This window comes from Halomonas stenophila (assembly GCF_014192275.1).
GTDB lineage: Bacteria > Pseudomonadota > Gammaproteobacteria > Pseudomonadales > Halomonadaceae > Halomonas > Halomonas stenophila.
In genome coordinates this window covers 82,749-100,180 of the sequence record NZ_JACHXR010000009.1, presented here as the reverse complement: position 1 = coordinate 100,180, position 17,432 = coordinate 82,749, and the positions used below count along the sequence as shown (strand labels likewise).

Below are 17,432 nucleotides of genomic sequence, written 5' to 3'. Positions count from 1 at the left end.
CCGTCCTTTCGGGAGGCGTAAACTCGCTCGGACGTTTGCGTCCCGCGGTCGATGTCGAGAGTCCATGAAGATCAGCCCCCTGCCTCCCCTGAACAGCCTCGTGGCCTTCGAGTCGGCGGCGCGCCACCTGAGCTTTACCCTGGCGGCCGAGGAGCTCCACGTCACCCAGGGAGCCATCAGTCGCCAGGTCCGTGGCCTCGAGGACTACCTGGGCAAGCCGCTGTTCGAGCGCGCCAATCGCAGCGTCACACTCACCCCCATGGGGCAGCGCTATGCCCAGGCAGTCCGCCAGTCGCTCATCGACATCTCGGCGATCACCGATGAGGTACGCAGCTGGCAGGGCATGCACCAGATCACCGTGGCCACCACCAGCGCCATGGCGTCCCTGTGGCTGCTGCCCAAGATCGCCGAGTTCCAGCGCGAGCACGACAGCATCGAGCTGCGCATCGTCGCCACCGAGCAGATCCGCGACCTCGCCCGGGTGGAGTCCGACGTAGCGCTCTTCTACTGTCGCACGCCACCCCACCACTTCCGCGCCACGACACTCTTCCATGAGGAGGTCTTCCCGGTCTGCAGCCCGGGCTACCTGGAGACGTACGGTCCCTTCCCGGGCCCCGAGGCCTTGCTCGACTGCACCCTGCTGTCCCTGGAGGACGCCGACCAGGACTGGATGAGCTGGAAGCAATGGTTCACCCAGGTGGGGGTGATGGCCCGTCCGCCGCGTCGACGGCTCAACATCAACAGCTATTCGATGCTGGTCCAGGCGGCGATGATGGACCAGGGCGTGGCGCTGGGCTGGAGCCAACTGGTCGACGACTACCTGGAACGCGGCCAGCTGGTGCGCCCGGTGGAGACGGTGCTGCGCACCGAGGCCCGCTTCTGCCTGCTGGAACGTGGCGATGCGCCCTCCAATCGTCGCGGGGTGCGGGCCTTTCGGGAGTGGCTGCTGGATACGATACCCAAGGAGGTGGGCGATCTGGGCCTGACCTGATCCGCTCGCTACCATGTCCGCTCTCTACCACGACAAGGGGCCCTGCATTCGCCGGGCCCCTTGTCGTACGGAGGGTGTCTAGGGTGTGGTCAGGCCTCGAACACCGGTTCGGCCAAGTCACGCTGGCGGTGGGCCGGTTCGGGTGCGGCCTTGCCGCTGTGATGGGTGGGGCGGGAGCCACGTATGTTTTGTCATCCATGCATGAGCTTTTCTCACTCATTACGATGACGATAACGGCACATCATGATGAAGGGATGCGAATGATGAACCGGTACTCTGGGATTGGCCTTTCGTCTAACGAGTGATATTTACTCATGAATCGATGCCGATTCATCGATTGTCGCCGTGCCTCGTCGCGCCCAGACTCGCCTCCACCAGCCGGAACCCCCGGTAGGGCTGACAACAGACCAGAACCGCCCGTGTCCCGTGAGGAGGCCAAGATGACCGACCTGACCCAATCCCTGATTCCCGCCCGGCAACTCGATGACGTGCTCGCCCCCATCGAGGAGGCCACCGGCATGCCCAACGAGGCCTACGTCAGCGAGGCCTTCTTCGCCGCGGAGCGCGACCGCTTGATGGCCAGCACCTGGGCGTGCGTGGGCTTCGCCAGCGACCTGGTCAAGAAAGGTTACGTCAAGCCGGTCGACTTCATGGGCCTGCCGCTGGTGATGATGCGCAACAAGGACGGCGAGACCCAGGTCTTCCACAACGTCTGCAGCCATCGCGGCATGCAGCTGGTCGCCGAGGAGGGCGAGGTGCAGGGCGTGATCCGCTGCCCCTACCACTCCTGGACCTACGACCTGAATGGCAACCTGCGCGGCACCCCGCACATCGGCGGCGTCGGCCAGCACAAGGTCGACGGCTTCAAGTGCGAGAAGCACGGCCTGAAGCCGATCCGCTGCGCGATGTGGATGGACATGGTGTTCGTCAACCTCGACGGCCAGGCGCCCGAGTTCGCCGAGCACGTGGCGCCGCTGGAGAACCGCTGGCGTGACTTCGTTGGCCCGGAGGGCTTCGAACTGCTGCGTCGCGTGAACATGGGCGGCAACCTGGAGATCACCGTCGACTGCAACTGGAAGCTGGCGGTCGAGAACTACTGCGAGAGCTACCACCTGCCCTGGGTGCACCCCAGCCTGAACACCTACTCGCGCCTCGAGGACCACTACAACATCCAGTTCGGCGAGCACTTCTCCGGGCAGGGCAGCCTGGCCTACCGCCTCTCCGACGTGGCCGGCACCCGCCTGCCCAAGTTCCCGTCCTGGCCGAAGGACAAGTTGGAGCACGCCGAGTACGTGTCCTTCTTCCCCAACGTGCTGCTCGGCATCCAGGCCGACCACGCCTTCGCGATGATGCTCGAGCCGGTCTCCGCCGGTCAGACCGTGGAGCACTTGCGGGTCTACTACGTCGGCGACGAGGCCACCCGGGACGCCTATGCGGCCTGCCGGACCTCCACCCTGGAGTCCTGGCGGGTGGTGTTCGGCGAGGACATCGGCGCCGTGGAAGGCATGCAGCGTGGTCGTCAGTCCCCTGGCTTCTTGGGCGGCGTCTTCTCGCCGGTGCTGGACCACCCGACCCACTTCTTCCACCAGTGGGTGGCCCGCCGCGTGCGCGGCGACGCCGAAGCCGCCTGATTCCCCGTTCCGGAGTTCCCCTGATGAGCCAACTCGACCGCTACTACAACTACATCGACGGCACCTGGAAGGGCGCCGACAACTGGCTGATGGTCGCCGACCCGGCTACCGACGAACCCTATGCCGAGATCGCCGAGGCCGGCATCGAGGACGCCGATGCCGCCATGGCCGCCGCCCGGCGTTGCGTGGCCTCTGGTGAGCTGACCTCGGTGCGTCCGGCCCAGCGGGTCACCTGGCTGCTGGCCATCGCCGAGGAGATCCGCGCCCTGACCGAGGACGCCGCCCGGGTGCTGTGCCACGAGAACGGCAAGTCGCTGGACGTGGCCCGCGGCGAGTTCGAGGAGGCCGCCCGCTACTTCGAGTACTACGCCGGCATGGCCGACAAGATCGAGGGCACCTCGATCCCGCTGGGCGATGATTACATAGACTTCACCAGCTACGAGCCCCTGGGCGTCTCGGTGCAGATCGTGCCCTGGAACTTCCCGCCGTCGATCTGCGCCCGCTCGCTGGCCCCGGCGCTGGCTGCCGGCAACGCCGTGGTGATCAAGTCGCCGGAGATCTCGCCGCTGGCGATGACCTTCCTGATGACCGCCTGCGAGCGGGCCGGCCTGCCGCAAGGCGCCGTCAACCTGCTGTGCGGCAAGGGCTCGGTGATCGGCGCCCATCTGGTCAAGCACCGCGACGCCAACCAGATCGTCTTCACCGGTTCGGTGCCCACCGGCCAGCGCATCCTGCGCGACGCCGCCGAGCGGGCCACCCCGAGCGTCATGGAGCTGGGCGGCAAGTCCGCGGCCATCGTGCACGCCGACGCCGACATCGAGCAGGTCATCGACAGCGTCAAGACCGGCATCTTCTTCAACGCCGGCCAGGTCTGCTCGGCCATGTCGCGGCTGCTGGTGCACCGCTCGCGCCTCGACGAGGTGGTCGAGCGGGTCCGCGAGCTGGCCGAGGGCCTGTCCATCGGTCCCGGCATCGACAACCCGGAGCTGACCCCGCTGGTCTCCCGAGACCAGCTCGAGCAGGTCGAGGCCATGTGCCGTCGTGCCATCGAGGCCGGGGCCACCTGTCTCACGGGCGGTGAACGCGTGGCAGGGGTGAAGGGCTACTTCATGCAGCCCACGCTGTTCACCGATGTGGCCGTGGACAGCGAGATCTTCCAGGAGGAGGTCTTCGGCCCGGTGCAGGTGATCCATCCCTTCGACAGCGAGGACGAGGCCGTCGAACTGGCCAACGGCACCGCCTTCGGCCTGGTGGCCGGCGTCTTCGACGGCCAGCTCGACCGGGCCCTGCGCACCGCACGGCGCCTGCGCGGCGGCCAGGTGTTCATCAACGAGTGGTTCGCCGGCGGCGTGGAGACGCCCTTCGGTGGCGTGGGGCTCTCCGGCTTCGGCCGCGAGAAGGGCCAGGAGGCGCTCTACAGCTACGTCCAGACCCGCAATATCGCCGTGCGCCTCAAGGGCGCGTGAGGAGGTCCCCATGAAGAAGTGGCTGTGCATCATCTGCGGCCTGATCTACGACGAGGCCGAGGGTTGGCCGAGCGACGGCATCGCCCCGGGCACCCGCTGGGAGGACGTGCCGGAGGATTGGCTATGCCCCGACTGCGGCGTGGGCAAGGCGGATTTCGAGATGATCGAGATCACCGACGATGCTCCCGCGGCAGTGGCGGCATCGGCGCCCTTGGTGGATGCCGTGGTCGTGCCGGCCGTGACCCCGGCCGGCCCGCTGGTGATCATCGGCAGCGGCCATGCCGGCTATGGCCTGGCCGAGGCGGTGCGCGCCCGGGACGCCGAGCGCGAGATCCATGTGGTCACCGCCGACGACGGCGGGATGTACTCCAAGCCGGCACTGTCCAATGCCTTCGCCCTGGGCAAGGACGCCGAGGCGCTGCTCGACGAGTCGGCACTGGCCATCGAGCGGCGGCTGAACATTCGGGTGTATGCCTTCTGCCCGGTGCAGCGCATCGACCCCGAAGCCAGGCGCATCGTGACCCGGCTCGGGGGACTGGACTACGGCCAGCTGGTGCTCGCCACCGGGGCGAGCCCGATCCGCATCCCGGTGGAGGGCGAGGCCGGCGCGCTGCTCTCGGTCAACGACCGCGGCGACTATCGCGAGATGCGTCGCCGCCTCGACTGCCTGGGCCGTGAAGCGCGGGTGGTGATCATCGGCGACGGCCTGATCGGCTGCGAGTTCGCCAATGACCTGGCCCAGGCCGGCCACAAGGTCGAGGTGGTGGGGCTGGCCGAGCGGCCGCTGCCGCGACTGCTGCCCGAGGCGGGCAGCCGGGTACTGCGCGAGGCGCTCGCGGCCCTGGGCGTGGGCTGGCACCTGTCCCGCTCGGTGGCGAGTGTGGCCGCCGAGGATGACGGCCATCGGCTGATGCTCACAGACGGCAGCGAGCTCGAGGCGGACCTGGTGGTCAGCGCCGTGGGCCTGGCGCCCAACGTCGACCTGGCCCGCTCGGCCGGCATCGACTGCGGTCGTGGCATCCGGGTGGACGACCGCCTCGCGACCTCGCGGCCGGGCGTCTATGCCCTGGGCGACGCGGTCGAGATCGACGGCCAGCTGGTGCCCTACCTGGCACCGATCAATGCCGGGCTGAGGGCCTTGGCGGCGACGCTCACGGGCGACCCGACGGCGGTCAGCTATCCGGTGATGCCGGTGATGGTCAAGACGCCGGCGGCGCCGGTTTGCGTGGTGGTGCCTTCGGGCGAGGTGAACTGGCGCGTCACCGAAACGGCCGATGGCATCGAGGCCGGCGGCTATGACGCCATCGGCCGGCTGCTGGGCTTTGCCCTGGTCGGTGAGGTGGCGATGGCCCGGCGCAGCGACTGGGTCAAGGCCTGTGGCCAGGCCCAGGCCGCCTGAGGCCCGACAAGAACCGGCGGCGCCCGAGAAGTGTGTAACGCGCCTTTTCTCCAGGGCTGCATGTCGATACGCGCGCCCACCGGGCGTCGCCTTCTTCCGAACCGCCGGGCCCGCCCGGCGATGACGTCGCGCCCCGACGCGGCGGAGGTCCAGGATGTCACAAACAACGATTCCCCGTGACGACAAGTGCAATGGCTGGTACCAGCTGCTCGACGCCCCGGCACCGGCGCGTTGTCTCAACTCCAGCGAGACCGCCGACTGGCTGGTGATCGGTGCCGGCTTCACCGGCCTGGCCGCGGCCCGGCGCGTCGCCGAGCTGCGCCCCGGCGAGCGCGTGGTGCTGCTCGAGGCCCTGCGGGTGGGCCAGGGCGCCTCCGGGCGCAATACCGGCTTCGTCATCGATCTCCCCCACAAGCGCGACCTCGAGGGCGACGACCTGGCATGCAAGCAACAGTTGTTGTCGCTCAACCGCGCGGCGGTGGACGACCTGGAGACCCTGGTCCGGCGCCACGGTATCGACTGTGGCTGGTCGCGGGCCGGCAAGTACCAGGGGGCGGTGGGCGAGCGGGGCCTCAAGTACCTCGACCACTACGAGACATTGCTCCGCGACTTCGACTATCCCTACCGTCGCCTGGAACGCGATGAACTGGCGCCGATCCTCGGCACCCACCACTACGCCGCGGCCATCTACACGGCCAACACCGCCCTGATGCAGCCCGCCGCCCTGGTGCGCGGACTGGGCGACACCCTGCCGGACAATGCCGAGCTCTTCGAACACACCCCGGTGGTGAGCCTGAACCGCTCGGGTGGGCAATGGTGTGCCACGACGCCGGAAGGCGAGGTGCGGGCCACCAACCTGCTGCTGGGGTCCAACATCTATTCCCGGGAATTCGGTTTCCTCAAGCACCGCATGTTGCCGGTGATGACCTTCGCCAGCATGACCCGGGCGTTGACCGACGAGGAGATGACGCTGTTCTCCGCGGTACCCCATCACTTCGGCCTCACGCCCGCCGACCATGCCGGCACCACGGTGCGCCTGACCCCGGACCGGCGGCTGATCATCCGCAACCAGTACCGCTTCGTGCCGCGCTATCACGACGACCTGTCCGAGCGGACCCGGATCCGCCGGGGACACCGCGACTCCTTCGAGGCCCGCTACCCGACGCTGGCCCATGTGCCCTTCGAGGCGACCTGGGGTGGGGCCTGCGGGCTGTCGCGCAACTACACGGCCTTCTTCGGCCGGGTCGGCGACAACGCCTGGATGTCCGGCGTCCACCAGAGCGTCGGCGCGGCCAGGGGCACCATCTCCGGCAAGCTGCTGGCGGAGCTCGCCACGGGACAGGATTCCGCCCAACTGGCCGACATGCTGGCGGTCTCCGGCAAGCCGGCGCTCAACCCGCCGGAGCCCTTCCTCAGCGTCGGCGTGAAGACACGCATGAAGCAGGCGGCCTGGGCCAGCCGCAGCGAACTCTAAGGAAACCCACCACCATGGGCGATACCCCCATCCGCGCCATCAAGTTCGACCACCGTGACACCACTTTCCGCCATCGTGGCGGGCCGCCCGGGCACGCCGAGATCGGCCGCACCGTGGACACCGCCCTGAGCGAGACCATGGGCGCCGGCTTCGCCCACTGGGAGGGCGCCGAGGTGGCCTGGACGGTGCTCTACGACGAGGTGATCTTCGTCATCGAGGGCGAGCTCGAGGTCACCGCCGCCGGCGAGACCCATAGGGTGACACCCGGCCAGATGCTGTGGATCCCCGAGGGCACCGAGCTGGTCTACGGCGGCCGGGCGCTGTTCGGCTATATCCTCTATCCGGGCAACTAGAAGGCCCTGAGCGGGCTGGCCTAGCTCCGTCACTCCTCGCGACGCGGCCGCCACTTCTAGACGCGTTCGTTGCCGCATGGCTTGGTGGGTCGTGCCCACATCATTCTGTTGTCGGCAAACGGTGTGCATACGGCAGAGATTGCCAAGGCGTGTGAGACGACACGTCCCACCGTCTCGCGGTGGCGAACCCGGTTGCGTCAGGCAGGGCTGGCCGGTCTTTACGACGAGCTGCGTGAGGGGCGGCCCCGGAGCATTGACGATGAGCGCGTGGCGACCATGATCTCGACGGTGCTGGAGCAATTCCCGCCCAACACACGCATTGGACGACGCGCAGTGTCGCGGAAGCCACCGGCATTTCCAAAAGCCAGGTCCACCGTTACTTCCAGTTGTTCGGCTTGCAGCCACACCGGATCAAGACGTTCAAGTTGTCGAACGATCCCTTTCTCGTCGAAAAGGTGCGTGACATCGTGGGCCTGTATCTCAACCCTCCCGACAAGGCCCTGGTCTTGTGCGTGGATGAGAAGAGCCAGGTCCAGGCGCTAGGCGCGTCGCGTCGGCGGGAGGCGTAAACTCGACAAGCCTGCCACCGGGACAATGGTCGATGCCGAATCACCATGAAGATCAGCCCCTTGCCTCCCCTGAATAGCCTCGTGGCCTTCGAATCGGCGGCCCGGCACCTCAGCTTCACCCAGGCGGCCGAGGAACTCCACGTGACCCAGGGAGCCATCAGTCGCCAGGTGCGCAGCCTCGAGGGCTACCTGGGCAAGCCGCTCTTCGCGCGGGCCAACCGCAGCGTCACGCTCACCCCCATGGAGCAGCGCTATGCCCAGGCGATCCATCATGCGCTCATCGACATCGCATCCATCACCGAGGAGGTGCTCGGACCCCGCCCGCCGCCATGCAGCAGGCCACGACCCTCTTCCATGAGGAGGTCTTCCCGGTCTGCAGTCCCCGCTACCTGGAGACGTACGGTCACTTCCCGGGCCCCGAGGCCCTGCTCGACTGCACCCAGCTGTCGCTGGAGGACGCCGACCAAGACTGGATGAGCTGGAAGCAGTGGCTCACCGAGGTGGGGGTGATGTCCCGTCCGCCGCGGCGGCGGCTCAACATCAACAGCTACTCGATGCTGGTCCAGGCGGCGATGATGGATCAGGGAGTAGCACTGAGCTGGAGCCAACTGGTGCGGCCGGTGGAGACGGTATTGCGTACCCAAGCACGCTTCTGCCTGCTCGAGCCCGGCGAGATGCGCTTGCAACGACGCGGCGTGCGCGCCTTCCGCGAGTGGCTGCTCGACACCGTGCCCCGGGAGGTGGGGGACTTGGGGCTGACCTGAGTCCCCGGGTCACTGGCGTCCTGACCCCCAGGGCGTCTGCCTCAGGGGCGCTCCGCCGGGGCACCGCTGTGATCGAGGAACCACTGCCGGAAGCGGTCGAGTGCCGCGTCGTCGGCCTTGTCCTCCCGATAGGCCAGATAGTGGTGCGTCTCTTCCAGGACGACCTCCTGCTCGACCGGGCGGACCAGGCGTCCCTGCTCGACGAGCGGTCCCACCAGGTGGTCCCAGCCCAGCGCCACGCCCTGGTCATTGAGTACCATCTGGATCAGCAGGTTGTAGTCGTTGGCGTTGAAGAAGTGGGGGCCCTCCCGGGAGCGGTCCTCGATGTCCAGGTGATGGATGGCCAGCCACACTCCCCAATCCACGTGCTCGGAGACCTGGGAGCGCCCATAAGGGCTCAGGTTGAGCAGCACCCCGTCCCGCAGCCCCTCGAGAGTGCGAGTCTCGGGGTGTGCCTCGAGGTAGCGAGGTGTACACACCGGGTAGATCACGTCATGGAACAGCGGCAAACTGCGGTAACCCTCGCGGACCCTGGCCATCTTGGTGATGAAGATATCGGGATAGATCCCCGGCTCCAGGGAGAGGAAGTTCTGGGTCGTCACCAGGTTGAGGTCGATATCCGGGTTGGCGCTGAAGAAGCTGGGAAGTCGGTGCGACATCCACAGTGCCGAGAAGGCGGGCGAACAGCACAGGGTCAGGGTGTGCTTGGCGGCGGCGCCGTGGTCCTTGCGGATACGCTCCGCCGCCTGGGCGATGTTGATGAACGACAGCTGGGCCGCATCGAAGAAGATCGACCCGGCTGTGGTCAGCTCCACCGAGCGTCCCGCCCGCAGGAACAGTTCCGTGCCGAGATAGCTCTCGAGCTCCCGGATCTGTCGGCTGATGGCGGCCTGGGTCACGCATAGGGCCTCGGCGGCCCGGGTGAAGTTCTGGTAGCGCGCAGCCGCCACGAAGGACTTCACGGCCCTCAGCGAGGGCATCTTGAGGAGGGTCTGGTCGGGATCGGTGTGCTTTGTCATAACGGGAGGTCATCAACACTCTGGAGGAAAAGTCATTTTCACTATGAAGCCGGCCTGCCTAGACTCGTGACAACCGCATAACAAGATGGCCATGCTTATCATAGGCTAACCGAAAGTCCCCGCAGGCGATAGACGGACGAAAGCCCCGAGCTCGGTGGTCGAGTGTCCGTCGCTGATGTGCCGAGCGCGAGACGGCAAAAGCGACAACAAGTGAACAATAAACCCTTCACTGGTGATACCTTCCGTCACCCTGGCCATGGCATGACGCCTGCATGGAGCCGGGTACCTCGAAGAGAACCATCCTTCCTTTCTGGCATCGTTCCAGCCATCACGGGACATCCTCTCAAGCAACAAACGTCCTGACGTCACATCCCCAGCCACTCAGCGGAAGGTCAGGACATCGAGCGGCTGATGTGACCGATAGGTTATCCGAAAACCGGTTGAGAGGCGGCGAAGCTTCGACGCTGTTTCTCGCCGTCTTTTCCCTGCTCTTTCTCGAGGTCACGTTGATACGCGCGGCGTGATGCCTGTCTTCTACGCAGAGCCGCGTGGATTGTCGAGGACCGAGTCAGGAGACGAGCGGGGCTGTCGGGTGAAGGGTAGGCATCACCATAACATCCAGTCATTGATTGTCGGTAAAAAAGGTTTCTTTCGAGGAGGCACACGGCTCTTTACTCTGGGAGACAAGCCCGACGGGCTTTATCGCAACATCCTATACAACAAAGGTGACACTATGAATTTCGATGGCATCTGGACACCCGTCGTCACACCCTTTGCCAAGGACAACAGCATCCAGTTTGAAACCTTGGGCAAGGTGATCGATACCCTGATTAATCAAGGGGTTCATGGCCTGATCATTGGTGGCACGACCGGCGAGTATTACGCGCTCAGCAAGGACGAGCGCAAGCAGGTGTTCGACTATGTCGCGCAGCATGCCAAGGGTCGCATCCCGATCATGGCGGGGGTCAACGCCACCACTACCGAGGACAGCCTGGAACTCGGCCAGCATGCCAAGGCCGCCGGCTTCGATGCCATCCTGGTGGCGGCGCCCTACTACTGCCAGCCGGCGCAGGACGAGCTGCTGAAGCATATCCAGCGCGTCGATGATGCCCTCGACATGCCGATCATGCTCTACAACTTCCCCGATCGCACCGGCGTCCCGATGGAACTCGAACTCATCGAAGCATTGCGTGATCGCCCCAACATCCAGGCAATCAAGGAAAGCACCGGCTCGATCGAGCGCATGCATGCCTTGATCAACGAGTTCAGCGACCAGCTCCAGGTGAGCTGCGGCATGGACGACCAGGTCCTGGAGTTCTTCGTCTGGGGCGCGCGCAGCTGGGTCGGCGGGGCCTCCAACTTCCTGGCGCCCGAGCACGTGGCGCTCTACCAGGCCTGCGTCGTCGACCAGGACTTCGTGGCCGGTCGCGAGATCGCCACCCGCCTGCTGCCGATGCTCAACCTGCTCGAGCAGGGTGGCAAGTTCTGCCAGTACATCAAGCACGGCTGTGAGCTGGAAGGGCTGCCCGTCGGGCCGGCGCGGTCTCCGCTGATGCCGCTGAACGATGAAGAGAAGGCCAGCTTCAAGCGCACCTACGATGCGCTGGTTCAACACCGCGGTTGATGACCGGCGCTGGAGGGTCGACCCATGCAGCTGACATGTCATCACCTGCCCCAGAACGACGGGCACTGCGGTTGGTATGAAACACTCCCCACGCCGCCGCCTCCCGTGTCGCTCAAGGGCGAGGTGAAGGCCGACTGGGTGGTACTGGGAGCCGGGCTGGCCGGACTGGCCGCGGCGCGGCGCCTGGCCGAGCTGCAGCCGAATGCCGCCATCGCCCTGGTGGAGGCCAGGCGAGTCGGTTTCGGTGCTGCCGGCCGCAATTCCGGTTTCATGATCGACTTGCCGCATGATCTGACGTCGCATGACTACACCGGCGACCGGACCGGTGATCGCCAGAAGATTCGCCTCAACCGCGGGGCGATCGATTACATGCGCGAGGTGGTGCGGCGCCACGGCATCGACTGTGACTGGCAGGAGCAGGGCAAACTGCATGGGGCCGTCGAGGACCATGGGCAACGTGCCCTCGAGACCTTCGCCAGAGGGCTGTCGGCTCTCGGCGAGCCCTACCGGGTACTCGATGCCCGTGAAATGCAGGCGGTGACGGGGACCGATTTCTACCGGACGGGGCTGCATGCCCCGGGTGCCGTGCTGGTCCATCCGGCTGCCCTCGTGCGCGGCCTCGGGGCGACCCTGCCGGAGAACGTGTGTCTCTATGAGGACACGCCGGTGCGCGATATCGAGGTCGGCAAGCTGCATACCCTGATCACCGACCAGGGACGACTCAAGGCGCCGCGGCTGGTGCTTGCCAACAACGCCTACGCTGCCCAGTTCGGCCAGCTCGGCCTCAAGGGGCGCATTCTGCCCGTATACACCTACGGCAGTCTGACCCGGCCGCTCGATCCGCAGCAACTCGCGGCACTCGGTGGTGAGGAAAGTTGGGGGCTGACCCCGGCGGACCCGATGGGCACCACGGTGCGTCGGATGCGGGACGGGCGGATCTGCATCCGCAACTCCTTCACCTATAACCCGCGTGTCAGTACCAGTGCGGGCCGGTTGGAGCGCGTGCGCATCGCTCATCAGCGTTCGTTCGACCAGCGCTTCCCGATGCTACCGGGCGTCGAGCTGGAGTACACCTGGGGCGGCGCGTTGTGCGTATCCCGTAACGGAGGCACGCCATTCGGTGAACTCGCCCCCGGGGTCTTCAGCGCCGTCTGCCAGAACGGGCTGGGCCTGACCCGCGGCACCATCTCCGGCAAGTTGATCGCCGAGTATGCGCTCGGCGTGGAGAGCGAACTGCTCGACATCATGCTGAAACAACCCAAGCCGGTCGCCAATCCACCCGAACCCTTCCTCGGCCTGGGCGTGCGCTCGACCTTGGCCTGGAAAGAGTGGCAGGCCGGCAGGGAACTCTGATCCACCCGCAACGAGGAGAACAACAATGTCCGATATCCTGACCCAGGACGCGATCGCGCATCAGATCGAGCGACTCGAGTATCGCAACCAGGCCTTCATCGATGGCCGCTTCGTGCCCGCGCGCTCGGGCGAGACCTTCGACACCCTGAACCCGGCCACCGGGGAGGTCCTGACTCAGGTCGCTGCCTGTGATGCCACCGATGTCGACCTCGCCGTCCAGGCCGCGCGTCGTGCCTTCGAGGCCGGCGTCTGGTCGGGGCTCGCCCCCGCCGAGCGCAAGGCCATCATGCAGCGCTTCGCCGACCTGATCGAGGAGCACTGTCTCGAGCTGGCCGTGCTGGAGGCCCTGGAGGCGGGCAAGCCGATCGCTGAATGCTTCAATGTCGACATTCCCGATACCGCCAACACCATCCGCTGGCATGCCGAGGCCGCCGACAAGCTCTATGACGCCGTGGCGCCCACCGAGAAGGGCGTGGTGGCCACCGTTTCCCGCGAGCCCATCGGGGTGGTCGGCGCGGTGCTGCCGTGGAACTTCCCCGCCATGATGGCCGGCTGGAAGCTGGGCCCGGCGCTGATCACCGGCAACAGCGTGGTGCTCAAGCCTGCCGAGCTGACCTCGCTCAGCACAACGCGCCTCGCCGAGCTGGCCTTTGAGGCCGGCATTCCGGCCGGGGTGCTGAACGTGGTGCCGGGACTCGGTCATGTGGCGGGCAAGGCCATCGGCCTGCATCCCGACGTCGACCTGGCGGCCTTCACCGGCTCCACCGAGGTGGGTCGCAAGTTCCTTGAGTACTCGGCCGCCAGCAACCTCAAGCGGGTGGTGCTCGAGTGCGGCGGCAAGAACCCGCAGGTGGTGATGCCCGACGTGAGCGACCTCAAGGCCGTGGCGACCGACGTGCTGGCCGCCGCCTTCTGGAACATGGGCGAGAATTGCTCGGCGGGCTCGCGGCTGATCGTGCATCGCTCGATCAAGGACGCGCTGCTCGACGAGATGCAGGTCCAACTCGCCTCCGACTGGAAGATCGGCGATCCGCTGGATCCCGAGGTGCAGCTTGGCGCGCTAATCGAGCAGGCCCACATGGAGAAGGTGCTGGCGCACATCGAACAGGCCAAGGCCGACGGCTTGCAAGCGGTAAGCGGTGGGGAGCGCGTCCTGGAGGAGAGCGACGGCTATTTTGTCGCCCCGACCATCTTCGACGATGTCCCCTCCGAGGCAGCCGTGGCGTGCGAGGAAATCTTCGGTCCGGTATTGGCGGTGATCCCGTTCGATACCGAGGAAGAGGCGATCGCCATTGCCAACGACACTTGCTACGGGCTGGCGGCCTCGCTGTGGAGCGAGGATCTCAACACCGTCCATCGCATGGCGGCGGCGATCAAGGCCGGAACCGTCTCCGTCAACTGCTTCTCCGAGGGCGATATCACCACCCCCTTCGGCGGCTACAAGCAATCCGGCTTCGGTGGGCGGGACAAGTCGATCTATGCCCATGACCAGTACTGCGAACTCAAGACCACCTGGATCCAGCTGTCCTGAGCGTGGGGGAGCACGCAACCCAAGCTGCCAGCCCTGTTGCCGGGGCTGGCAGCCCTCCGGTGAGAGCTGCCCGTCAACCTCCGGTGCTGGCGACCAGGTCATCCACCTCCTGGAATCGATAACCAAAGGTTGTGTTTTGTGCAGTGGAAAAGTCATTTCCATTGTTTTCTTTAAAATAATAGCTTGATTGCATGCTTGGGCCGAGCTCAGGCAAGAGATGGATCCCAACTACAATAGCTCGTTTGGAGAAGGTATCATGACCTTAAAAAACTCGATAAAAGTTAACTCAAGCGTAGCCGCAGTGTCGGTTATCGCCGCTCTTGGTTTCTCGGCTTCCACTTGGGCAAGCGATGAGGAAATAAAGCTTACGATGGCAACGGAGGCTGGCGACCGGGAATCACCCCAGGGCCTGGCAGTAAAAAGAATCTCTGATATTGTCGAAGAGCAAACCGATGGAAGGATGACTATCAATGTCTTCTATCAGGGGGAGATCGGAGGGCCCCAGGAGCTTTTCGATCAGTTGGTCAGGGGCAACATCGATCTCTTCCTTGGCTGGCCGCAAACGTCCTACGATGAGCGGCTTGGCGTACTGACGCTGCCCTATCTGACCTTGGGGTGGGATGAAGCACTGGATGCCTATGGCAAGGATGGCTGGATCTCGGAGATCATCGATCCTGTCCTTTCGGATATTGGTCTGGAATATCTGGGGCCCTTTCCGGAAGGCTTTGGCGGCATAGCCACCGCGGATACCTATGCCACTAACTACGAGGAAGCACAGGAGAAGGGGATCAAGCTCCGCTCACAGCCGATCTTCCCGCTGCCTCAGACGATACAGGCCATGGGGTTCCAGGCCGTCCCCATCGACTGGTCCGAAGTCTACACGTCCATCCAGACCGGGGTCGTAGACGGCGATTCGAGTAATGTCATTTTCTGGGACTATACCTATTTCAATGACCTGCTCGATTACTTCGTCCACTCCAAGCACAACTTCTCTTTCTATACATTCCTGATGAACCAGGATTCCTGGAATGCACTCGACGAAGAAGATCGCGGGATCATCGCGGATGCCGTGGAAGTCGTGGTCAATGAGCAGTTCGAGAATGCCCAGGCCGAGGATCAAAAGTGGATCCAGAGGGCTCAGGAAGAGGGCATGGAATATATCGTGCCGTCCGATGAAGAAATGAAAGACTGGGTCGATCGGGTCCGCGAGACAGTGTGGGTCGAGGCGGAGGAGTCCCTGGGGGAGGATATCATGAGCGCCGTTCGCAAGAATGCATCCAAGCCCGAATAACCACCTGCCGGATGATCTGGAGCGGTCCTGTGAATGACGAAGGGCCGCTCCATGATCGATACCTCAAGGGGTAATAACATGAAAGCCATAGTCGATCTATTCGCCTCCATCGATAACGCGATCGCGTTGTTCATGAAGGTTGCCGTTTCGGTGATGGGTATATTCGTGTCGTTCGCCATGGTGGTTGGCATAGTGTCCAGGGCACTGCTGGGTATACAGGTCTTCGGACTCGAGGAGCTGGTGCTGACGGCCGCCATGTGGCTGTATATGCTCGGGGCGGGCTTGGCCTCGCGGGAGAAGTCTCATCTGAGTGCCGATTTCGTTGAGGCCTTTTCCAGCAACGAGACCCTGCATGATGTGACGAGGCTGATTGCTACCGTCCTGTCGGTAGTGATGGCGGTGTTCTTCGTTACCTGGAGCTACAGCTTGTTCGCGTGGGGAGTCGAGAAGGGGCAGGTCACACCCGTTTTCAGTATTCCACAATACATCTCACAGGGCAGCCTCTTCGTTGCGAGTATCCTGCTATTTCTGTATGCGCTTCGGGATCTCATCCATGATGCCGGCAAGCTCTTCATCAAGGGGTGAGTGCCATGCAATGTTCCTGCTATAGCAATTCCATGACAATAAACGGAGTCTGATATGGGTGCTCTATTAGCGATAGGTACCGTCATCGTTCTCATGATCATAGGCGTGCCGGTCGTGTTCTCGTTCGCCGCCATGACGCTGGTACTTTCTTTTGCCTATGACGTCGATATTTCCTCTCTGATGACCACCGGTTTCTGGTCTATCAATTCCATCATATTGCTGGCGCTTCCGTTATTCATCATGACGGGTTACCTGATGCAGTCGGGTGGTATCGCCGCCAGACTGATAAACTTCGCCGAGGCCATTGTCGGAAAGTCACGCAGCGGGATGGGCACCACCATGGTTGTGTCCTGTGGGGTGTTCGGAGCCATCTCGGGGACAGCCTCGGCAGCGGTGGCGTCCATTGGTACCATCATGATCGGACCGATGGAGAAACACGGCTACACCCGCCCGTACTCCACCGCGCTGGTCGGGATTTCTTCCCTGCTCGGCCTGCTGATCCCGCCCAGCATCACCATGATTCTGTATGCCGTGGTGACCCGACAGTCCGTGGCAGCCGTCTTCCTGGCGACGATTGGCCCCGGTATCCTGCTGATGATCTTCCTTTGCGTCATCAACGCCATCAAGACGCGCGCCAATGTGGACTACCAGGCCGAGCCGATTGCCCTGGGAACGCGATTCAGGAACATCGGTAATACGGGCTGGAAGGCGTTTCCCGCCCTCATGCTTCCCATCATCATCCTGGGAGGGATCTATGGTGGCATTTTCACGCCAACCGAGGCGGCCGCGGTGGCCGTCGTCTATGCCATTCCTGTTGGACTTTTCGTTTATCGAGACCTTGACCTGAAGTCCTTGGCACACTGCTTCATTCAGGCCGCCACGACCACGGGGGTGATCATGATCATCCTGCTGTTTTCCTTCGTGGCCAGTCGCATCTTCACCTTCGAGCGGGTCCCTCAGGAACTCACCACCTTCTTGCTCGAGATGTTCGAGAACAAGCTTCTGATCCTGTTGATGGTCAATATCTTCCTGATCCTGATGGGCATGATCATGGATGACGTGAGCGTCGTTGCCATCCTCAGTCCTTTGCTGCTTCCGGTCATGGAAAGCATCGGCATCCATCCGGTGCACTTTGCCGCCATCGTGGGCACCAGCGTCGTCATCGGCTGCAACAGCCCCCCGATGGCGCCCATCCTGTTCATGAGTTGCCGGATCGGCCGGGTCGGTATGTCCCAGGTCATTCGACCCGCATTCAGCTTCATGCTGCTTGCAGCATTGCCTGTCATGCTGATCACGACCTACTGGCCGGATCTGTCGATGTTCTTGCCGAGGCTGCTCGGGTACGTGAATTAATCGGTCCCTCCATAGGCCACCACTAACAA

At 64.3% G+C, this 17,432-nt stretch carries 14 protein-coding genes and 4 pseudogenes; 17 read left to right on the top strand and 1 reads right to left on the bottom strand.

Annotated elements, in window-relative coordinates; translation table 11 throughout:
- Positions 1–64 precede the first annotated feature (64 nt).
- From FHR97_RS14850 to FHR97_RS20370, 11 genes and pseudogenes are all read left to right on the top strand, one after another.
- Entirely contained in the window at positions 65–991 is a 927-nt protein-coding gene (locus tag FHR97_RS14850; protein ID WP_183384573.1) for a LysR substrate-binding domain-containing protein, read from the top strand.
- A 440-nt stretch (positions 992–1,431) separates the two neighbouring features.
- Positions 1,432–2,622, top strand: coding sequence for an aromatic ring-hydroxylating oxygenase subunit alpha (locus tag FHR97_RS14845; protein ID WP_183384572.1), 1,191 nt, complete (start codon positions 1,432–1,434; stop codon positions 2,620–2,622).
- Between the two features lie 23 nt (positions 2,623–2,645).
- Positions 2,646–4,088, top strand: a complete 1,443-nt coding sequence (locus FHR97_RS14840) for an aldehyde dehydrogenase family protein (protein WP_183384571.1) — start codon at positions 2,646–2,648, stop codon at positions 4,086–4,088.
- Between the two features lie 10 nt (positions 4,089–4,098).
- Positions 4,099–4,260, top strand: a pseudogene (locus FHR97_RS20385) (rubredoxin); the annotation flags it as partial.
- Positions 4,249–5,487 carry an NAD(P)/FAD-dependent oxidoreductase gene (locus FHR97_RS14835; RefSeq protein WP_246404058.1) on the top strand — a complete coding sequence of 413 codons (1,239 nt, stop codon included), beginning with the start codon at positions 4,249–4,251 and terminating at the stop codon, positions 5,485–5,487. The pseudogene FHR97_RS20385 and the gene FHR97_RS14835, both read left to right, overlap by 12 nt.
- Before the next feature lie 154 nt (positions 5,488–5,641).
- Positions 5,642–6,961 carry an NAD(P)/FAD-dependent oxidoreductase gene (locus tag FHR97_RS14830; protein WP_246404054.1) on the top strand — a complete coding sequence of 440 codons (1,320 nt, stop codon included), beginning with the start codon at positions 5,642–5,644 and terminating at the stop codon, positions 6,959–6,961.
- A gap of 14 nt (positions 6,962–6,975) precedes the next feature.
- On the top strand, positions 6,976–7,314 hold the full coding sequence (locus FHR97_RS14825; RefSeq protein WP_183384569.1) for a cupin domain-containing protein: 339 nt from the start codon (positions 6,976–6,978) through the stop codon (positions 7,312–7,314).
- Positions 7,315–7,398: 84 nt separating this feature from the next.
- Positions 7,399–7,590 (top strand): annotated as a pseudogene (locus tag FHR97_RS20745) (helix-turn-helix domain-containing protein); the annotation flags it as partial.
- A 26-nt stretch (positions 7,591–7,616) separates the two neighbouring features.
- A pseudogene (locus FHR97_RS20380) lies at positions 7,617–7,856 on the top strand (IS630 family transposase); the annotation flags it as partial.
- A 72-nt stretch (positions 7,857–7,928) separates the two neighbouring features.
- Positions 7,929–8,063: pseudogene (locus FHR97_RS20375) on the top strand (LysR family transcriptional regulator); the annotation flags it as partial.
- A 149-nt stretch (positions 8,064–8,212) separates the two neighbouring features.
- A complete protein-coding gene (locus tag FHR97_RS20370) occupies positions 8,213–8,647 on the top strand; it encodes a LysR substrate-binding domain-containing protein (RefSeq protein ID WP_246404052.1) in 435 nt (144 codons plus the stop codon).
- Between the two features lie 41 nt (positions 8,648–8,688).
- On the opposite strand, the gene FHR97_RS14810 is transcribed toward FHR97_RS20370, so the two are convergent.
- Positions 8,689–9,666 carry a LysR substrate-binding domain-containing protein gene (locus FHR97_RS14810; RefSeq protein WP_183384567.1) on the bottom strand — a complete coding sequence of 326 codons (978 nt, stop codon included), beginning with the start codon at positions 9,664–9,666 and terminating at the stop codon, positions 8,689–8,691.
- A 733-nt stretch (positions 9,667–10,399) separates the two neighbouring features.
- Between FHR97_RS14810 and dapA the strand changes: the two genes are divergently transcribed.
- The 6 genes from dapA (at position 10,400) to FHR97_RS14780 (ending at position 17,403) form a co-directional block, all read left to right on the top strand.
- On the top strand, positions 10,400–11,290 hold the full coding sequence (gene dapA / locus FHR97_RS14805) for a 4-hydroxy-tetrahydrodipicolinate synthase (RefSeq protein ID WP_183384566.1): 891 nt from the start codon (positions 10,400–10,402) through the stop codon (positions 11,288–11,290).
- Positions 11,291–11,314: 24 nt separating this feature from the next.
- Positions 11,315–12,643 carry an NAD(P)/FAD-dependent oxidoreductase gene (locus FHR97_RS14800; protein ID WP_183384565.1) on the top strand — a complete coding sequence of 443 codons (1,329 nt, stop codon included), beginning with the start codon at positions 11,315–11,317 and terminating at the stop codon, positions 12,641–12,643.
- 25 nt (positions 12,644–12,668) lie between these two features.
- Positions 12,669–14,174, top strand: a complete 1,506-nt coding sequence (locus tag FHR97_RS14795) for an aldehyde dehydrogenase (protein ID WP_183384564.1) — start codon at positions 12,669–12,671, stop codon at positions 14,172–14,174.
- 256 nt (positions 14,175–14,430) lie between these two features.
- Complete coding sequence (gene dctP, locus FHR97_RS14790; RefSeq protein WP_246404050.1) at positions 14,431–15,465, top strand: TRAP transporter substrate-binding protein DctP; 1,035 nt, start codon at positions 14,431–14,433, stop codon at positions 15,463–15,465.
- 51 nt (positions 15,466–15,516) lie between these two features.
- Positions 15,517–16,050: a TRAP transporter small permease gene (locus FHR97_RS14785; protein WP_183384563.1), complete on the top strand. Its 534-nt coding sequence runs from the start codon at positions 15,517–15,519 to the stop codon at positions 16,048–16,050.
- Positions 16,051–16,104: 54 nt separating this feature from the next.
- Positions 16,105–17,403 carry a TRAP transporter large permease gene (locus FHR97_RS14780; protein ID WP_183384562.1) on the top strand — a complete coding sequence of 433 codons (1,299 nt, stop codon included), beginning with the start codon at positions 16,105–16,107 and terminating at the stop codon, positions 17,401–17,403.
- Positions 17,404–17,432: the final 29 nt, after the last annotated feature.

Coding starts and splice junctions, on each gene's coding strand:
- FHR97_RS14830 (WP_246404054.1), top strand. CDS start 5,642: ATGTCACAAACAACGATTCCCCGTGACGACAAGTGCAATGGCTGGTAC.
- dctP (WP_246404050.1), top strand. CDS start 14,431: ATGACCTTAAAAAACTCGATAAAAGTTAACTCAAGCGTAGCCGCAGTG.
- FHR97_RS20370 (WP_246404052.1), top strand. CDS start 8,213: ATGCAGCAGGCCACGACCCTCTTCCATGAGGAGGTCTTCCCGGTCTGC.
- FHR97_RS14795 (WP_183384564.1), top strand. CDS start 12,669: ATGTCCGATATCCTGACCCAGGACGCGATCGCGCATCAGATCGAGCGA.
- FHR97_RS14840 (WP_183384571.1), top strand. CDS start 2,646: ATGAGCCAACTCGACCGCTACTACAACTACATCGACGGCACCTGGAAG.
- FHR97_RS14850 (WP_183384573.1), top strand. CDS start 65: ATGAAGATCAGCCCCCTGCCTCCCCTGAACAGCCTCGTGGCCTTCGAG.
- FHR97_RS14800 (WP_183384565.1), top strand. CDS start 11,315: ATGCAGCTGACATGTCATCACCTGCCCCAGAACGACGGGCACTGCGGT.
- FHR97_RS14825 (WP_183384569.1), top strand. CDS start 6,976: ATGGGCGATACCCCCATCCGCGCCATCAAGTTCGACCACCGTGACACC.
- FHR97_RS14835 (WP_246404058.1), top strand. CDS start 4,249: ATGATCGAGATCACCGACGATGCTCCCGCGGCAGTGGCGGCATCGGCG.
- FHR97_RS14845 (WP_183384572.1), top strand. CDS start 1,432: ATGACCGACCTGACCCAATCCCTGATTCCCGCCCGGCAACTCGATGAC.
- FHR97_RS14785 (WP_183384563.1), top strand. CDS start 15,517: ATGATCGATACCTCAAGGGGTAATAACATGAAAGCCATAGTCGATCTA.
- dapA (WP_183384566.1), top strand. CDS start 10,400: ATGAATTTCGATGGCATCTGGACACCCGTCGTCACACCCTTTGCCAAG.
- FHR97_RS14780 (WP_183384562.1), top strand. CDS start 16,105: ATGGGTGCTCTATTAGCGATAGGTACCGTCATCGTTCTCATGATCATA.
- FHR97_RS14810 (WP_183384567.1), bottom strand. CDS start 9,666: ATGACAAAGCACACCGATCCCGACCAGACCCTCCTCAAGATGCCCTCG.